Raw genomic sequence first — 16,759 nt, 5'->3', positions numbered from 1 at the left:
AAAATGTTACAGCCTAAAAGAACAAAATACCGTAAGGTACAGAAAGGTAAAATGAAAGGTAACTCTCAAAGAGGGCATGAACTTTCTAATGGAATGTTTGGTATTAAATCTGTACATGAAGATGGAATGTTCTTAACGTCTCGTCAAATCGAAGCTGCGCGTATTGCTGCAACTCGTTTCATGAAGAGAGAAGGACAATTATGGATCAAAATATTTCCAGACAAACCAATTACTAAGAAACCTCTTGAGGTACGTATGGGTAAAGGTAAAGGTGCCGTTGAATATTGGGCTGCCGTTGTTAAACCCGGAAGAATTATGTTTGAAGTTGGAGGAGTTCCTTTATCAGTTGCAAAAGAGGCTTTACGTCTTGCAGCTCAAAAGCTTCCAGTAAAAACTAAGTTCGTCGTTGCTAGAGATTTCGAAGCATAATTTATATTATATTATGAAACAATCAGAAATAAAAGATCTTTCTGCAGCGGAGTTGCAAGAAAAACTTAGTCAAACTAAGAAGATATATGCTGACCTAAAAATGGCCCACGCTATTTCTCCAATTGAGAATCCACTTCAAATTAGAAGTGTAAGAAGAACAGTTGCAAGATTGGCTACAGAGCTAACTAAAAGAGAGTTACAATAATTGTATTCTGCTGAAAGATGGAAGAAAAAAGAAATTTAAGAAAAGAAAGAATAGGTGTTGTTACTTCAAATAAAATGGATAAATCTATTGTTATTGCTGAAGTAAGAAAAGTAAAACACCCATTATACGGTAAGTTCGTGTTGAAAACAAAGAAATACGTTGCACACGACGAAACAAACGACTGTAACATTGGAGATACTGTAAGAATTAGCGAAACGCGTCCTTTGAGTAAAACAAAATGTTGGAGATTAGTTGAAATCTTAGAAAGAGCTAAATAATTATGGTACAACAGGAATCAAGACTAAAAGTAGCAGATAATACGGGAGCAAAAGAAGTTTTAACTATCCGTGTTTTAGGAGGTACCAAAAGAAGGTATGCCTCTGTTGGTGACAAGATTGTAGTATCTATTAAAGATGCAACTCCTAACGGTAACGTTAAAAAAGGAGCTGTTTCAACTGCAGTTGTTGTACGTACCAAAAAAGAAGTGAGAAGAGCTGATGGTTCTTATATCCGTTTCGATGACAATGCATGTGTTCTTTTGAACGCAGCGGGGGAAATGAGAGGAACTCGTGTTTTTGGTCCGGTAGCAAGAGAACTTCGTGAAAAACAATTCATGAAAATTGTATCATTAGCACCAGAAGTGCTTTAATTCGTTTTAAGATGATAAAGCTAAAAATAAAATCAGGAGATATCGTAAGAGTTATTGCTGGAGACCATAAAGGTGCTGAAGGTAAAGTTTTACGTGTTTACCGTGAGAAAAATAAAGCGATAGTTGAAGGTGTAAACATGGTTTCGAAACATACAAAACCAAGTGCTAAAAACCCTCAAGGTGGTATCGTTAAGAAAGAAGCTTCTATACAAATATCTAACATTTCACTAATTGATCCTAAAACTAAGGAAACAACTAGAGTTGGTATTAGAGTAGAAGGAGATAAGAAAGTAAGATTTTCAAAAAAATCTAATCAAGTACTATAGTAATGGCATATACACCTAGACTAAAAGAAGAATATAAGAGTAGAGTAATCTCTGCTCTTAAAGAGGAATTCGGATATACAAACGTAATGCAAGTTCCAAAACTTGAAAAAATCGTTTTGAGCCGTGGAGTTGGTGCAGCTGTATCTGATAAAAAACTTATTGACTATGCAGTTGATGAGTTGACAAAGATCACTGGACAAAAAGCAGTATCTACAATTTCAAAGAAAGACGTTGCGTCATTCAAATTGAGAAAAGGGATGCCTATTGGAGCAAAAGTTACTTTACGTGGTGAAAGAATGTATGAGTTTTTAGATAGACTTATTACTTCTGCTTTACCACGCGTTAGAGATTTTAGTGGTATCAAAGCTACTGGTTTTGACGGAAGAGGTAATTACAACCTTGGAGTTTTAGAGCAAATCATTTTCCCAGAAATTGATATTGACAAAGTAAACAAAATTTCAGGAATGGATATTACATTTGTTACTACTGCAAAAACAGACAAGGAAGCAAAGTCATTATTGGCTGAATTAGGATTACCTTTTAAAAAGAATTAAGACATGGCTAAAGAATCAATGAAAGCCCGTGAGGTGAAAAGAGAGAAAACGGTAGCTAAGTATGCTGAGAAAAGAAAAGCTTTGAAAGAAGCTGGAGATTTTGAAGGATTACAAAAATTACCTAAAAATGCTTCACCAGTTCGTTTACACAATCGTTGTAAATTAACAGGTAGACCAAGAGGTTATATCCGTCAATTTGGTATTTCGCGTGTAACTTTCCGTGAGATGGCTAATAATGGATTAATTCCTGGAGTTAAAAAGGCATCTTGGTAATCTGGCAATAAGTTATTACTTTTGCAAACCAAAAAATAATTTTAATTGATTAAAGGTTCGGGAGATGAGTATCTCCCGAAAACCATAATCGCAATCAAATACATATGTATACAGATCCTATTGCAGATTATTTGACTAGAGTTCGTAACGCTGTGGCTGCAAACCATAAAGTTGTTGAAATTCCAGCTTCTAATCTTAAAAAAGAAATAACTAAGATCTTATTTGATCAAGGTTATATCTTAAGTTACAAATTTGAAACGAATACCGTTCAAGGTTCGATCAAAATCGCTTTAAAGTATGATAAAGATACTAAAGAGCCTGTAATTAAAGATATCCAAAGAATTAGTAAACCTGGTTTACGTAAATACGCAGGTGCTGCCAAATTACCAAGAATCCTTAACGGATTAGGAATTGCTATTGTTTCTACATCAAAAGGTTTGATGACTGGAAAACAAGCTAAGCAATTAAATGTAGGTGGTGAAGTAATTTGTTACGTATACTAATTTTAAAGACTAAATAAGATGTCAAGAATAGGTAAAAGCCCAGTTGTAGTCCCTGCCGGTGTAACTATAGAAGTTAAAGACGGTATCATTACAGTAAAAGGAAAAAAAGGTCAACTAACTCAGGAGTTCTCGGACATTACTGTAAAAGTTGAAGGCGATCAAGTTCTATTAGAGAGATCGTCTGATCATAAAGACCAAAGAGCAAAACACGGATTATACAGATCATTAATCAATAATATGATCATTGGTGTATCTGAAGGTTTTACAAAAGAACTTGAATTAGTTGGAGTTGGTTATAGAGCTTCAAACCAAGGTCAAAAATTAGATTTAGCTCTTGGATATTCTCACAATATTGTTTTAGAAATTGCTCCAGAAGTAGCTTTAGAAACAATATCTGAAAAAGGTAAAAACCCAATCGTAAAATTAACATCATTTGATAAACAACTTTTAGGTCAAGTTGCTGCGAAAATCAGAGGTTTCCGTAAGCCTGAGCCATACAAAGGAAAAGGTGTTAAATTTGTGGGTGAAGTATTAAGAAGAAAAGCAGGTAAATCAGCTTAAAAAATAAGATTATGTCATTAACAAAATCTGATAGAAGACAGAGAATTAGATTCAGAATTAGAAAATCGATTAGTGGTACTGCTGCTAACCCAAGACTATCTGTATTTAGAAGTAACAAAGAAATTTACGCTCAACTTATTGATGATGTAAATGGAGTTACTATATTAGCTGCATCTTCAAGAGAAAAAGAAATAGGAAAAGGTACTAACGTTGAAATTGCTACTGCTGTTGGAAAACTAGTTGCAGAGAAAGCGTTAAAAGCTGGGATTGATACCATCACTTTCGATAGAGGAGGTTATTTATATCACGGTCGTATTAAATCATTAGCAGAAGGCGCAAGAGCGGCTGGACTTAAATTCTAATATATTATGTCTAAATACAAAAATGTAGAATTGGTAAAACCAAGTGGTCTTGAACTTAAAGACCGTCTGGTAAGTGTTAATCGTGTTACTAAAGTTACAAAAGGTGGTAGAGCTTTCGGTTTTTCTGCTATTGTAGTTGTAGGTGATGAAAATGGAGTAGTTGGTCACGGATTAGGAAAATCTAAAGACGTTTCTGAAGCAATTGCGAAAGCAGTAGAAGATGCTAAGAAAAATTTAGTGAAAATTCCTTTGAACGGACAATCTGTTCCTCACGAACAAAAAGGTAAATTTGGTGGTGCACGTGTATTCTTAATTCCTGCTTCTCATGGTACAGGAGTTATTGCTGGTGGAGCTGTTCGTTCAGTTCTTGAATCAGTAGGTATTCACGATGTATTATCTAAATCTCAAGGATCATCAAATCCTCATAACGTAGTAAAAGCAACTTTTGATGCTTTATTGCAAATGAGAAGCGCTCATACTGTTGCAAAACAAAGAGGTGTTTCTTTAGAAAAAGTTTTTAAAGGTTAATTCAAGGAAATTATGGCTAAATTATTAGTAAAACAAGTAAGAAGCAAAATCAACTGTCCTCTTTCTCAAAAGAGAGGTTTAGAAGCTTTGGGTCTACGTAAAATGGGACAAGTTGTAGAGCATGATTCAAACCCTGCTATCCTTGGGATGATAAACAAAGTTAAACACTTAGTTTCTGTCGAAGAAGCTAAATAACAAATACTGTTATGAATTTAAGTAACTTACAACCAGCTGAAGGGTCAACACACAATCAAAACAAAAGATTAGGTAGAGGAGAAGGTTCTGGAAAAGGTGGCACTGCTGCAAGAGGTCACAAAGGAGCAAAATCTCGTTCTGGTTATTCTAAAAAGATTGGTTTTGAAGGAGGGCAAATGCCACTTCAAAGACGTGTACCTAAGTTTGGTTTCACAAACATCAACCGTAAAGAATACGAAGGTGTTAATTTAGATACGCTTCAATTATTAGTAGACAATGGTGTGATTACTGATTCTGTTTCAATGACAGATTTCGTAGCAAATCGTCTAGCTACCAAAAATGAAATCGTTAAGATTTTAGGTAGAGGAGAATTGAAAGCAAAATTAAAAGTAACTGCTCACAAATTTACTGCTACTGCAAAAGCTGCTATTGAAGCTGCTGGTGGAGAGGCTGTAACAATATAATTTTTCTATTGTATGAAGAAATTTATTGAATCAATAAGCAATGTTTGGAAAATCGAAGAACTGAAAAATAGAATCCTAATTACTTTAGGATTACTTTTAGTATATCGTTTTGGAGCACACGTTACGCTTCCTGGAATTGACGCAACTCAATTGATGGGGTTAGCAGGACAAACTAAAAATGGTCTAGGATCTATTCTAGACATGTTCACCGGAGGTGCTTTCTCTAAAGCTTCAGTTTTTGCTTTAGGAATTATGCCTTATATTTCTGCATCTATTGTGGTTCAGTTAATGGGAATTGCTATTCCTTATTTACAAAAACTTCAAAATGATGGAGAAAGTGGTAGAAAAAAGATTAATCAAATTACACGTTGGTTAACTATTGCTATTACATTGGTTCAAGGTCCAACTTATATCTACAATTTATACAGAACGTTACCTGGAAGTGCATTCTTACTAGGCTTTAATTCTCCGGAGTTCTTGTTTTCGTCTGTTATTATCTTAGTTACGGGTACAATTTTTGCTATGTGGCTTGGAGAAAAGATTACTGATAAAGGTATTGGAAATGGAATTTCATTATTGATTATGGTCGGTATTTTAGCTCGTTTACCACAAGCTTTTATGCAAGAATTTAAGTCTGTTGTTACTAATAATACTGGAGGCTTAATGTTAATGGCTATTGAAATTATTGTATGGTTATTAGTAATTATTTCTTGTGTATTGCTTACAATGGCAGTACGTAGGATTCCAGTTCAGTATGCTCGTCGTACAACAACTGGTGACTATGAGCAAGATTTGGCAGGTGGTAATAGACAATGGATTCCTCTTAAGCTTAATGCTTCTGGGGTTATGCCAATCATTTTTGCTCAGGCAATTATGTTTATACCTGCAGCTGTAGCTGGATTGTCTAAATCAGATACATCACAATCTATTGTTGGCGCTTTTAGTAATATGTTTGGTTTTTGGTATAACTTTGTATTTGCAACTTTAATTATTGTATTTACATTTTTCTATACTGCGATCACTGTACCTACTAACAAAATGGCTGATGATTTAAAAAGAAGTGGTGGTTTTATCCCTGGCGTTCGTCCAGGTGCTGAAACTTCAGATTTCTTAGATAAAGTGATGTCTTTAATAACTTTCCCAGGATCTTTATTCCTTGCTTTGATTGCTGTGTTCCCAGCTATTGTTGTAAGTATTATGGATGTACAACAATCTTGGGCGATGTTTTTTGGAGGTACCTCATTAATAATTATGGTTGGAGTTGCGATAGATACTATCCAGCAAATCAATTCATACTTATTAAACAAACATTATGATGGTTTAATGAAGACTGGTAAAAATAGAAAAGCAGTAGCTTAATATATTTATGGCAAAACAATCAGCAATAGAACAAGACGGATCAATCATTGAAGCATTGTCAAATGCGATGTTCCGTGTAGAGTTAGAAAATGGACATATTGTAATTGCTCATATTTCTGGTAAAATGCGTATGCATTACATCAAATTATTACCTGGTGATAAAGTGAAACTAGAAATGAGTCCTTATGATTTGTCAAAAGCAAGAATTACTTATCGATATTAAAGGATATTCACTATGAAAGTTAGAGCATCAGTAAAAAAGAGAAGTCCCGAGTGCATCATTGTGCGTAGAAAAGGGAGATTGTACGTAATAAACAAAAAGAATCCTAGATTTAAACAAAGACAAGGATAATTATGGCAAGAATAGCAGGGGTAGATATCCCAAAAAATAAGAGAGGTGTTATAGCACTTACCTATATCTTCGGATTAGGAAGAAGTAGAGCTATTGAGATTTTAGAGAAAGCTCAAGTTAGCCAAGATAAAAAAGTTCAAGATTGGAATGATGATGAGATCGGAGCGATTCGTGATGCAGTTTCATTTTACAAAATTGAAGGTGAATTACGTTCTGAAGTTTCTTTAAACATCAAACGTTTAATGGATATTGGTTGTTACAGAGGTATCCGTCATAGATCTGGTCTTCCGTTAAGAGGACAAAGAACTAAAAACAACTCTAGAACAAGAAAAGGTAAAAGAAAAACTGTTGCTAACAAGAAAAAAGCAACTAAATAATAAGTAATATGGCTAAAGCAACTGCAAAAAAACGTAAAGTTATCGTTGAATCAACGGGTGAAGCTCATATTTCTGCCACTTTCAACAACATTATCATTTCTTTGACTAATAAGAAAGGTGAAGTTATTTCTTGGTCTTCAGCTGGTAAAATGGGTTTCAGAGGTTCTAAAAAGAATACTCCGTACGCAGCTCAAATGGCAGCAGAAGATTGTAGTAAAGTAGCTCTTGAGGCGGGACTTAAAAAAGTTAAAGTTTATGTAAAAGGACCAGGAAACGGGCGTGAGTCTGCTATCCGTTCTATTCATAACGGTGGAATTGAAGTTACTGAGATTATCGATGTTACTCCAATGCCTCACAACGGATGTCGTCCTCCAAAAAGACGTAGAGTTTAATACTCAAAATTTATAGTATAACCTAGATTGAAAATAGATTATCGAAGGATAAGACCTGAATTCATAATCTCAATCTTAAACAATTTAAAATGGCAAGATATACTGGTCCTAGTACAAGAATCGCTCGTAAATTTGGCGAAGCAATCTTCGGAGATGATAAATCTTTCGAGAAAAGAAATTACCCACCTGGACAACACGGGATGGCTAAAAAAAGAGGAAAAAAATCTGAGTATGCTGTTCAGTTAATGGAAAAGCAAAAAGCTAAATATTCTTATGGAATTTTAGAAAAACAATTCAGAAATTTATTCGAAAAAGCATCAGCAACTAAAGGAGTAACTGGTGAGGTTTTATTACAATTATGTGAAGCAAGATTAGATAATGTTGTTTTTAGAATGGGGATTGCTCCATCTAGAAGAGGTGCTCGTCAAATAGTATCTCACAGACACATTACTGTAAATGGAGAAGTTGTAAATATTCCTTCTTACCACCTTAAGCCTGGTGATAAAGTTGCAGTTCGTGAAAAATCTAAATCTTTAGAAGCTATCGAACGTTCTTTATCAAATTCAAGTCATGTTTATGAATGGATTACTTGGAACAATGATCTTAAAGAAGGAACTTTCGTTTCTGTACCTGCAAGACTTCAAATTCCAGAAAACATTAAAGAACAATTAATCGTAGAGTTGTACAACAAATAATAATTGACTTAGTCGAAATTTATGGCAATATTTAATTTTCAAAAGCCCGATAAAGTTATCATGATCGATTCAACCGATTTTGAAGGTAAATTCGAATTTAGACCTTTAGAACCTGGTTATGGATTGACAGTTGGTAATGCACTTAGAAGAGTTTTGCTTTCAGCATTAGAAGGTTATGCAATTACATCTGTTCGTATCGAAGGTGTAGATCATGAGTTTTCTACTATTTCAGGTGTTGTTGAAGATGTTACCGAAATTATCCTTAATCTAAAACAAGTACGTTTCAAACGTCAAATTGAAGATATCGATAATGAAGCAGTTACTATTTCTGTTTCTGGAAAAGATCAATTAACAGCAGGTGATTTTCAAAAATTTATATCAGGTTTCCAGGTTCTGAATCCAGACCTTGTTATCTGTAATTTAGATTCAAAAATCAAATTGAACTTCGATTTAACAATCGAAAAAGGTAGAGGATACGTTCCTGCTGAGGAGAACAAAAAACAGAATGCTGCAATTGGAACAATTTTTACAGACTCTATTTTTACTCCGGTAAAAAATGTAAAATATGCAATTGAAAACTTCCGTGTAGAACAAAAAACAGATTATGAAAAATTAGTTTTTGAAATTAAAACTGATGGTTCTATTAATCCAAAAGATGCTCTTACTGAGGCTGCTAAAGTTTTAATTCACCATTTCATGTTGTTTTCTGACGAAAGAATTACACTTGAGGCTGACGAAATTGCACAAACAGAATCGTATGATGAAGAGTCATTGCATATGAGACAATTGCTTAAAACTAAGCTTGTTGATATGGATTTATCTGTGAGAGCATTAAATTGCTTGAAAGCGGCTGAAGTTGATACACTTGGTGATTTAGTATCGTTCAATAAAAATGACCTAATGAAATTCCGTAATTTTGGTAAAAAATCTTTAACTGAACTTGATGAACTTGTTGCAGTTAAAAATTTAACTTTCGGAATGGACTTAGCTAAATACAAACTAGATAAAGAATAATTCAATCCCGCTTGCGGGGTTAAATTTAAAATAGCAATGAGACACGGAAAAAAATTCAATCACTTAAGCAGACAGACTGGACATAGAAAAGCTATGTTAGCTAATATGGCTTGTTCTCTTATTGAGCACAAACGTATTAACACTACTGTTGCTAAAGCTAAAGCGCTTAAACAATTCGTTGAGCCTTTAATCACAAAATCAAAAGAAGATACGACTCACAACCGTCGTATTGTTTTTGCTTACTTACGTAGCAAATATGCTGTAACTGACTTGTTCAGAGACGTAGCTGCTAAAGTTGGAGACCGTCCAGGTGGATACACTCGTATCATTAAAGTTGGAAATCGTTTGGGAGATAATGCTGATATGGCAATGATCGAACTTGTAGATTTCAATGAACTTTACAATGGTGGTAAAAAAGAAGTTAAAAAAGCAAAAAGCCGTCGTGGTGGTAAAGCTAAAAAAGCTGAGGAGACTACTCCAGAAGCTCCTGCTGCTGAATCAGAATCGACTACTGAAGCTTCTGAATAATTATGAAAGTAATGATTCTATAGAAATCAAGGATAAACTAATTTTTAGTTTATCCTTTTTTTTTGATTTTTTTTGAAAAAGAAAATTAAAATTTAACTTATTTGAATGTGTAGGTTTTATTTTTATCAATGAAATTTTTAAAAAATCTTGGAAGCACTCTTTTAAAGAAGTAAATTTGCACAATATCTAATTACAATTGAAACGGGCTTTGCCAGTTTTGAATGACGATCAAAAACAATACAATTAAATAATGAAATACACGACACGACAAAGCGCCATTTTATTACTAAGTGATGGAACTATCTTTCACGGAAAATCTATCGGAATTAGCGGTAAAACTTTCGGTGAAGTTTGTTTTAATACTGGAATGACCGGATACCAAGAGATTTTTACAGACCCTTCTTATTTCGGACAAATTATGGTTACTACTAATCCCCATATTGGTAATTATGGTGTAAATGATTTAGAAATTGAATCAGAAAGCGTTAAAATTGCTGGTTTGGTTTGTAAAAACTTTAGTTTTAATTATTCTAGAGAAGATGCTTCTGGAAGCTTAGAAGATTATTTCAAGAAACAAAACCTTATTTGTATTTCAGATGTTGATACAAGAGCACTTGTTAGCTACATTCGTGATAACGGGGCTATGAATGCTGTGATCTGTACAGATGGCACTTCAGTTGAAGATTTAAAGAAAGAACTGGCTAATGTGCCAAATATGGAAGGTTTAGAGTTGGCTTCAAAAGTCTCAACTACTGAGCCTTATTTTTTTGGTAGCGAAAATGCTGCTTATAAAATATCAGCTTTAGATCTTGGAATAAAGAAAAACATCTTAAGAAATCTTGCTAAGAGAGATTGCTATATTAAGGTTTTTCCATATGATTCTACTTATGAAGATTTGGAAGCTTTTAATCCTGACGGCTACTTCTTGTCAAATGGTCCTGGAGATCCAGACCCTCTTTACGGAGCGATAGAAGTTGCGAAAAGAATTATTGCAGATGACAGACCGTTATTTGGAATTTGTTTAGGACATCAAATTATTGCTTTGGCAAATGGGGTTCCAACCTACAAAATGTTTGGTGGGCACAGAGGAATTAATCATCCTGTAAAAAATCTTATAACAGGTAAAGGTGAAATTACTTCTCAAAATCATGGTTTTGCTGTGAAAAGAGAATCTTTAGAAGGACATCCGGAATTAGAGCTTACGCACATACATTTGAATGATGATACTGTTGCAGGTATGCGAATGAAGAATAAGAATTGTTTTTCAGTACAATACCATCCTGAAGCTAGTCCTGGACCTCACGATTCTTCTTATTTATTCGATCAATTTGTTGAGAACATTAAACTAGCTACTGCTAAAACGATATAGTTAATAAATAAAGGCGTTTAATAGCAAGAATGCATTTTTACTATTAAATATTTTTATAATTTCGAAAAAAAATATAATTTATTAATAAAAAACAAAAATAATGAGTATTATAATTAAAGTTCACGCAAGACAAATTCTTGATTCTAGAGGTAATCCTACTATTGAAGTTGATGTAGTAACTGAAAATGGAGTTTTAGGTAGAGCAGCTGTTCCATCTGGAGCATCAACTGGAGAGCACGAAGCTGTTGAATTACGTGATGGAGGTAAAGCTTATCTTGGAAAAGGAGTTTTGAACGCAGTGAATAATGTAAATACTGTTATTGCTGAAGAGTTAGTTGGAACTTCTGTTTTCGAACAAAACACTATCGATCAGTTAATGATTGATTTAGACGGAACTCCAAATAAATCTAAATTAGGAGCTAATGCAATTTTAGGAGTTTCTTTGGCTGCTGCAAAAGCTGCTGCTAATGAACTTGGATTGCCATTGTACAGATATGTTGGTGGAGTTTCTGCTAACACATTGCCTGTTCCGATGATGAATATCATCAATGGTGGTTCTCATTCTGATGCGCCTATTGCATTTCAAGAATTTATGATTTTCCCTGTAAAAGCGACTTCATTTACACACGCTATGCAAATGGGAACTGAAATTTTCCATAGTTTGAAAAAAGTATTACATGACAGAGGTTTAAGTACTGCAGTTGGTGATGAAGGAGGTTTTGCTCCAAACTTAGCTGGAGGTACTGAAGATGCTTTAGATACTATCAAATTAGCAGTTGAAAAAGCTGGATATACTTTCGGTGACGAAATTATGATTGCTCTTGACTGCGCTGCTTCTGAGTTTTATGTAAACGGTAAATACGATTATACTAAATTTGAAGGTGAAACTGGTAAAATCAGAACTTCTGAAGAGCAAGCTGATTATTTAGCTGAACTTGCTGCTAAATATCCAATTATTTCTATCGAAGACGGTATGTACGAAAATGACTGGGATGGATGGAAATACTTAACAGATAAAATTGGTGATAAAGTACAATTAGTAGGTGATGATTTATTTGTTACTAACGTTGAGCGTTTGTCTACTGGGATCGAAAAAGGAATTGCAAATTCAATTTTAGTTAAAGTAAACCAAATTGGAACTTTAACTGAAACTATTGCTGCTGTAAACATGGCTAAAAATGCTGGTTATACTTCAGTAATGTCTCACCGTTCTGGAGAAACTGAAGATACTACAATTGCTGATTTAGCTGTTGCTTTGAACTGTGGTCAAATTAAAACAGGTTCAGCTTCTCGTTCTGATCGTATGGCAAAATACAATCAATTATTAAGAATTGAAGAAGAATTAGGGAGTACTGCTTATTTCCCAGGATTAAACGCTTTCAAAATCAAATAATTGTAAGAGTTATATATTAAATTTAAACCATTCGTTTTTGCGGATGGTTTTTTTTTGGAGTTTTAACAAATTCATAGCAGGATTCTTTTTTTAATTAGTCTTAAATTCCTTAGATTTGATAAATTATTATTTTAAAGATTTATTTCCGATATATTATGTCAAAAATAGCTACATTAGAAGTAGATGGTCAAAAAATTGAACTTCCGGTTATTACGGGGAGCGAAAATGAATCAGCTATCGATATCAACAAATTACGTGATTTAACTGGGATTATTACAATTGATCCAGGATACAAAAATTCTGGTTCTTGCAAAAGTGAAATCACTTTCTTAGACGGAGAATTAGGAATTTTGCGTTACAGAGGGTACTCAATTGAAGATTTAGCTGAAAAAGCTAATTTTTTAGAAGTATCTTATCTTTTAATTTTTGGTGAATTACCAACAGCTCAAGAATTAGAGCAGTTTGAAAATGGTATTAAAAAACATACTTTGGTAAACGAAGAGATGAAAAATATCATTGACGGATTCCCAAAAACAGCACATCCAATGGGCGTTTTATCTGCTTTAACTAGTGCTTTAACAGCATTTAATCCTAAAGCAGTAAATGTTGATAATGAAAAAGAAATGTATGAAGCCATTTGCAAAACAATGGGTAAATTTCTTGTAATTGCAACTTGGACTTATAGAAAATCTATGGGTTATCCATTAAATTACTACGATAACACAACAGGTTACGTTGATAATTTTATGCAATTAATGTTTAAATTGCCTACAGGACCTTACGCAGCAAATCCTGTTGTTGTTGCAGCATTGGATAAATTATTTATTCTTCATGCAGATCACGAGCAAAACTGTTCTACTTCAACTGTAAGAATGGTGGGTTCATCTCATGCTGGTTTATTTGCTTCTATTTCTGCTGGAGTTTCTGCACTTTGGGGACCTCTTCATGGAGGCGCAAATCAGGCAGTACTTGAAATGTTGGAAGAAATCAATAAAGATGGTGGAGACACTGATAAATTTTTAGCGAAAGCAAAAGACAAAAATGATCCTTTCCGTTTAATGGGATTTGGTCATAGAGTTTATAAAAACTTTGATCCAAGAGCAAAGATCATCAAAAAAGCAGCTAAAGAGGTTTTAGAAACTTTAGGTGTTGAAGATCCAATTTTAGAAATTGCTAAAAAATTAGAAGCAGCAGCTCTTGAAGATGATTACTTCAAATCTAGAAACTTATATCCAAACGTTGACTTTTACTCTGGAATTATATACAGAGCTTTGGGAATTCCAACTGATATGTTTACAGTTATGTTTGCTATTGGTAGATTGCCAGGTTGGATTGCGCAATGGAAAGAAATGCGTGAAAACAAAGAGCCAATTGGCAGACCAAGACAAATTTACACTGGTCATCCGCTGAGAGAGTTTAAGTCTAACAAATAAAATAACTTTAAAAGCTTCACTTAACTGTGAAGCTTTTTTTATATTTGCCCAAAATATAATAAAGTTATGTTGCAATTAAATGTTAAGAACGAAACATCAAGATTACGTGCTGTAGTTTTGGGTTCTGCTGTTCATAATGGGCCAACACCATCTTTGGATGAAGCCTATGATCCTAAATCATTGGAACATATAAAAGCAGGAACTTATCCTCTTGAAAAAGACATGGTTCTTGAAATGGATGCTTTTAATGCTGTTTTTCAAAAATATGATGTAAAAGTTTATCGTCCGGAAATGATTGAAAATTACAATCAGATTTTTGCTAGAGATATTGGTTTTGTAATTGATGATGTATTTGTAAAATCTAATATACTGCCAGATAGAGAACGAGAATTGGATGCAATTCAATACGTAATAGATCAAATAAATCCGCTGAAAGTAGTTCGTCCTCCAGAAGAAGTTCATATAGAAGGCGGCGATGTTATGCTTTGGAATGATCATATTTTTATTGGAACTTATAAAGGAAGTGATTATAAAGATTATATCACTGCAAGAACCAATATGCAGGGCGTTAATTATATTAAGGAATTATTTCCGAATAAAATTGTCAAAGAATTTGATTTAGTAAAATCTAAATTAGAAGCACGCGACAATGCACTTCACTTAGATTGTTGTTTTCAGCCAGTTGGCAAAAACAAAGGAATTATTTACAAAAGGGGTTTTCGCGAAGAAGCTGATTATTTGTATTTAGTAAATCTTTTTGGGAAAGAAAATTTATTTCATATCGAAAGAAACGAAATGTATCATATGTTTTCGAATGTATTTTCGATTGATGAAAATGTAGTAGTTTCAGAAAAGAACTTTACAAGATTAAATAACTGGCTTCGTTCAAATGGATTTATTGTTGAAGAAATTCCATACGCTGAAATCGCAAAACAAGAAGGGTTACTAAGATGTTCAACCTTACCGTTAATTAGAGATTAAATATTGTTTCAAGTTTAAGGTTTCAAGTCTTTTGCAACGTGAAGCCTGACCTGAAACTTGGAACAAATAAAACATAAAAAATGAAACAAACAACAAATGCAATCGTAATGATTCGGCCAGTTGCATTCAGAATGAATGAACAAACTGCCGTAAATAATTATTACCAAAAAGTATTAGACGGACTTTTACCAAGTACAGTAAATGCTAAAGCACAGCAAGAATTTGATGTTTTTGTTGAAAAACTAAGAGCGGTAGGAGTTGATGTTACAGTTATAGAGGATACGTTAGAAACGGATACTCCAGATAGTATTTTTCCAAATAATTGGGTTTCATTTCATGAAAATGGAGATGTAGCATTGTATCCAATGTTTGCTGAAAATCGTCGTCAAGAACGTCGTGAAGATATTTTAGATACCCTTGAAGAAAAAGGTTTTGAGATTTCTAATATCATGGATTACACATCGGCAGAAGAAGATGGTTTTTTTCTGGAAGGTACAGGAAGTCTGCTTTTAGACAGAGCAAATGCAAAAGCTTACTGTGCTTTGTCACCTCGCGCTGATGAAGAATTATTTATTGAGTTTTGTGAAGATTTTGATTATGCTCCCGTAATTTTTGAAGCTTTTCAAACTGTAGATGGAGAACGTAAGTTGATCTATCATACGAACGTAATGATGTGCTTAGGCGAAACATTTGCTGTTATTTGTGCTGATTGTATTGATGATAAAAAAGAGCGTAAAATGGTTCTTGAAAATCTAAAAGCCGACAAAAAAGAAATTATTTTGATTACTGAAGCGCAGGTAAATAATTTTGCAGGTAATATGTTAGAAGTTAGAGGCACAAATGATAAAAAATATATTGTTATGAGCGCTTCTGCTCATCAGAGCTTAACTCCAAAACAAATTGCTCAATTAGAAAATCATGCTGAAATTTTGAGTTCAAGCCTAGATACAATCGAAGCTTGTGGAGGCGGAAGCGCCAGATGCATGATGGCTGAAGTGTTTTTGCCGAGAAACTAAAGGTATTTTTAAATATAAAAAGAGGGATAGAACAAGATGTTTTATCCCTCTTTTTGGTTTTAAAAGAAAGCAATCTACATTAAATTTCCTTTTATAATATTAATGATAGAACTCACTATGTATTGAATTCCGATAGAAATTACGATAAAACCGACAATTCTAGAGATGGCAACAATTCCTGAAGCACCAAGTATTCTTGCTAAGTAATGTGCGCTTTTTAGAATAGCAAAAATAGCAACTGCAATGGCTAAAATAGCTAATGTCGAAATGATGATTTCTTCCATTCCGTGATGCTCTTGGTAAAAAGCGATTAATAGCGAAATTGATCCAGGACCAGCTAACATTGGAATTGCTAATGGAGTTAGTGCGATATCATTTCGTTGTTGTGCTTCATTTTCAATCTTTTTATTGATTCCTCTTGTTTTGTTGAACTTTCCAGAAAGTAATGAAAAACCAGAATTTACAATTACGATTCCGCCAGCAATTCGCAGAGCATCAATACTAATTCCGAAAAAAGTTAAAACATACTGTCCAATAAAATAAGAAACAATCAAAATAATAAAAACGTTTATGGCAGTCCACAATGAAATTCTAGAACGTTCTTTTTGAGAATCATGTTGTGTTAGTCCAACAAAAATAGGAACGGTTCCGATTGGATTTAAAACTGAAAAAAGAGCAGCAAATAGGTAAACGAATAAATCCATATAATTGGGGTTAGTAAAGTAAAAATAGTCAATTTTTAATATTTCAAAGCAAATTCGTGTTAGGATATTGTTTTTATTACTGTTAATTCTAAATAAA

At 33.7% G+C, this 16,759-nt stretch carries 27 protein-coding genes; 26 read left to right on the top strand and 1 reads right to left on the bottom strand.

The window, feature by feature from the left end; genetic code table 11:
- Positions 1-3: 3 nt before the first annotated feature.
- From rplP to ctlX, 26 genes are all read left to right on the top strand, one after another.
- Entirely contained in the window at positions 4-429 is a 426-nt protein-coding gene (rplP, locus tag IR010_RS10395) for a 50S ribosomal protein L16 (RefSeq protein ID WP_007803637.1), read from the top strand.
- 13 nt (positions 430-442) lie between these two features.
- On the top strand, positions 443-634 hold the full coding sequence (gene rpmC / locus IR010_RS10390; protein WP_007803639.1) for a 50S ribosomal protein L29: 192 nt from the start codon (positions 443-445) through the stop codon (positions 632-634).
- 17 nt (positions 635-651) lie between these two features.
- Complete coding sequence (gene rpsQ / locus IR010_RS10385) at positions 652-912, top strand: 30S ribosomal protein S17 (protein ID WP_007803646.1); 261 nt, start codon at positions 652-654, stop codon at positions 910-912.
- Between the two features lie 2 nt (positions 913-914).
- Positions 915-1,283, top strand: a complete 369-nt coding sequence (rplN, locus tag IR010_RS10380; RefSeq protein WP_007803649.1) for a 50S ribosomal protein L14 — start codon at positions 915-917, stop codon at positions 1,281-1,283.
- 11 nt (positions 1,284-1,294) lie between these two features.
- Positions 1,295-1,609: a 50S ribosomal protein L24 gene (gene rplX, locus IR010_RS10375; protein WP_007803650.1), complete on the top strand. Its 315-nt coding sequence runs from the start codon at positions 1,295-1,297 to the stop codon at positions 1,607-1,609.
- Positions 1,610-1,611: 2 nt separating this feature from the next.
- Complete coding sequence (gene rplE / locus IR010_RS10370; RefSeq protein ID WP_017495015.1) at positions 1,612-2,163, top strand: 50S ribosomal protein L5; 552 nt, start codon at positions 1,612-1,614, stop codon at positions 2,161-2,163.
- Positions 2,164-2,166: 3 nt separating this feature from the next.
- Positions 2,167-2,436 (top strand): 30S ribosomal protein S14, encoded by a 270-nt coding sequence (gene rpsN, locus IR010_RS10365; protein WP_007803655.1) that lies wholly within the window; start codon positions 2,167-2,169, stop codon positions 2,434-2,436.
- Between the two features lie 104 nt (positions 2,437-2,540).
- The gene (gene rpsH, locus IR010_RS10360; RefSeq protein WP_029272051.1) at positions 2,541-2,939 is read left to right on the top strand and encodes a 30S ribosomal protein S8; all 399 of its coding nucleotides are present in this window, start codon (positions 2,541-2,543) and stop codon (positions 2,937-2,939) included.
- A gap of 18 nt (positions 2,940-2,957) precedes the next feature.
- Positions 2,958-3,500 (top strand): 50S ribosomal protein L6, encoded by a 543-nt coding sequence (gene rplF / locus IR010_RS10355; RefSeq protein WP_029272052.1) that lies wholly within the window; start codon positions 2,958-2,960, stop codon positions 3,498-3,500.
- An 11-nt stretch (positions 3,501-3,511) separates the two neighbouring features.
- Positions 3,512-3,862: a 50S ribosomal protein L18 gene (gene rplR / locus IR010_RS10350; protein ID WP_029272053.1), complete on the top strand. Its 351-nt coding sequence runs from the start codon at positions 3,512-3,514 to the stop codon at positions 3,860-3,862.
- Positions 3,863-3,865: 3 nt separating this feature from the next.
- Positions 3,866-4,390: a 30S ribosomal protein S5 gene (rpsE, locus tag IR010_RS10345; RefSeq protein ID WP_085950926.1), complete on the top strand. Its 525-nt coding sequence runs from the start codon at positions 3,866-3,868 to the stop codon at positions 4,388-4,390.
- Positions 4,391-4,402: 12 nt separating this feature from the next.
- Positions 4,403-4,585: a 50S ribosomal protein L30 gene (rpmD, locus tag IR010_RS10340; protein WP_017495010.1), complete on the top strand. Its 183-nt coding sequence runs from the start codon at positions 4,403-4,405 to the stop codon at positions 4,583-4,585.
- A gap of 11 nt (positions 4,586-4,596) precedes the next feature.
- On the top strand, positions 4,597-5,049 hold the full coding sequence (rplO, locus tag IR010_RS10335) for a 50S ribosomal protein L15 (protein ID WP_026982954.1): 453 nt from the start codon (positions 4,597-4,599) through the stop codon (positions 5,047-5,049).
- Between the two features lie 12 nt (positions 5,050-5,061).
- Positions 5,062-6,408 (top strand): preprotein translocase subunit SecY, encoded by a 1,347-nt coding sequence (gene secY / locus IR010_RS10330; protein ID WP_029272054.1) that lies wholly within the window; start codon positions 5,062-5,064, stop codon positions 6,406-6,408.
- A 7-nt stretch (positions 6,409-6,415) separates the two neighbouring features.
- Positions 6,416-6,631 (top strand): translation initiation factor IF-1, encoded by a 216-nt coding sequence (gene infA / locus IR010_RS10325; protein WP_007136545.1) that lies wholly within the window; start codon positions 6,416-6,418, stop codon positions 6,629-6,631.
- Between the two features lie 12 nt (positions 6,632-6,643).
- Positions 6,644-6,760: a type B 50S ribosomal protein L36 gene (gene ykgO, locus IR010_RS10320; RefSeq protein ID WP_072945378.1), complete on the top strand. Its 117-nt coding sequence runs from the start codon at positions 6,644-6,646 to the stop codon at positions 6,758-6,760.
- Positions 6,761-6,762: 2 nt separating this feature from the next.
- On the top strand, positions 6,763-7,137 hold the full coding sequence (gene rpsM, locus IR010_RS10315) for a 30S ribosomal protein S13 (protein ID WP_007803675.1): 375 nt from the start codon (positions 6,763-6,765) through the stop codon (positions 7,135-7,137).
- An 8-nt stretch (positions 7,138-7,145) separates the two neighbouring features.
- Positions 7,146-7,529, top strand: a complete 384-nt coding sequence (rpsK, locus tag IR010_RS10310) for a 30S ribosomal protein S11 (protein ID WP_007803677.1) — start codon at positions 7,146-7,148, stop codon at positions 7,527-7,529.
- Between the two features lie 89 nt (positions 7,530-7,618).
- Complete coding sequence (rpsD, locus tag IR010_RS10305; RefSeq protein ID WP_029272055.1) at positions 7,619-8,224, top strand: 30S ribosomal protein S4; 606 nt, start codon at positions 7,619-7,621, stop codon at positions 8,222-8,224.
- Positions 8,225-8,245: 21 nt separating this feature from the next.
- Positions 8,246-9,238, top strand: a complete 993-nt coding sequence (locus tag IR010_RS10300) for a DNA-directed RNA polymerase subunit alpha (RefSeq protein ID WP_026109818.1) — start codon at positions 8,246-8,248, stop codon at positions 9,236-9,238.
- A gap of 36 nt (positions 9,239-9,274) precedes the next feature.
- Complete coding sequence (gene rplQ / locus IR010_RS10295; RefSeq protein WP_029272056.1) at positions 9,275-9,766, top strand: 50S ribosomal protein L17; 492 nt, start codon at positions 9,275-9,277, stop codon at positions 9,764-9,766.
- Positions 9,767-10,016: 250 nt separating this feature from the next.
- Entirely contained in the window at positions 10,017-11,135 is a 1,119-nt protein-coding gene (gene carA / locus IR010_RS10290) for a glutamine-hydrolyzing carbamoyl-phosphate synthase small subunit (RefSeq protein ID WP_194568764.1), read from the top strand.
- Between the two features lie 100 nt (positions 11,136-11,235).
- The gene (gene eno, locus IR010_RS10285; protein ID WP_029272058.1) at positions 11,236-12,528 is read left to right on the top strand and encodes a phosphopyruvate hydratase; all 1,293 of its coding nucleotides are present in this window, start codon (positions 11,236-11,238) and stop codon (positions 12,526-12,528) included.
- A 155-nt stretch (positions 12,529-12,683) separates the two neighbouring features.
- Positions 12,684-13,961, top strand: coding sequence for a citrate synthase (locus IR010_RS10280; protein WP_029272059.1), 1,278 nt, complete (start codon positions 12,684-12,686; stop codon positions 13,959-13,961).
- 66 nt (positions 13,962-14,027) lie between these two features.
- Positions 14,028-14,942 carry a dimethylarginine dimethylaminohydrolase family protein gene (locus IR010_RS10275; protein WP_194568753.1) on the top strand — a complete coding sequence of 305 codons (915 nt, stop codon included), beginning with the start codon at positions 14,028-14,030 and terminating at the stop codon, positions 14,940-14,942.
- A gap of 80 nt (positions 14,943-15,022) precedes the next feature.
- Complete coding sequence (gene ctlX, locus IR010_RS10270; protein WP_194568751.1) at positions 15,023-15,958, top strand: citrulline utilization hydrolase CtlX; 936 nt, start codon at positions 15,023-15,025, stop codon at positions 15,956-15,958.
- Between the two features lie 74 nt (positions 15,959-16,032).
- On the opposite strand, the gene IR010_RS10265 is transcribed toward ctlX, so the two are convergent.
- Positions 16,033-16,662: a MarC family NAAT transporter gene (locus IR010_RS10265; protein ID WP_029272063.1), complete on the bottom strand. Its 630-nt coding sequence runs from the start codon at positions 16,660-16,662 to the stop codon at positions 16,033-16,035.
- Positions 16,663-16,759 lie beyond the last annotated feature (97 nt).

The organism is Flavobacterium sp. MR2016-29 (assembly GCF_015350695.1).
Classification (GTDB): domain Bacteria; phylum Bacteroidota; class Bacteroidia; order Flavobacteriales; family Flavobacteriaceae; genus Flavobacterium.
The sequence above is the reverse complement of the archived record's forward strand: the minus strand, read 5'-3'. Positions and strand labels throughout refer to the sequence as shown.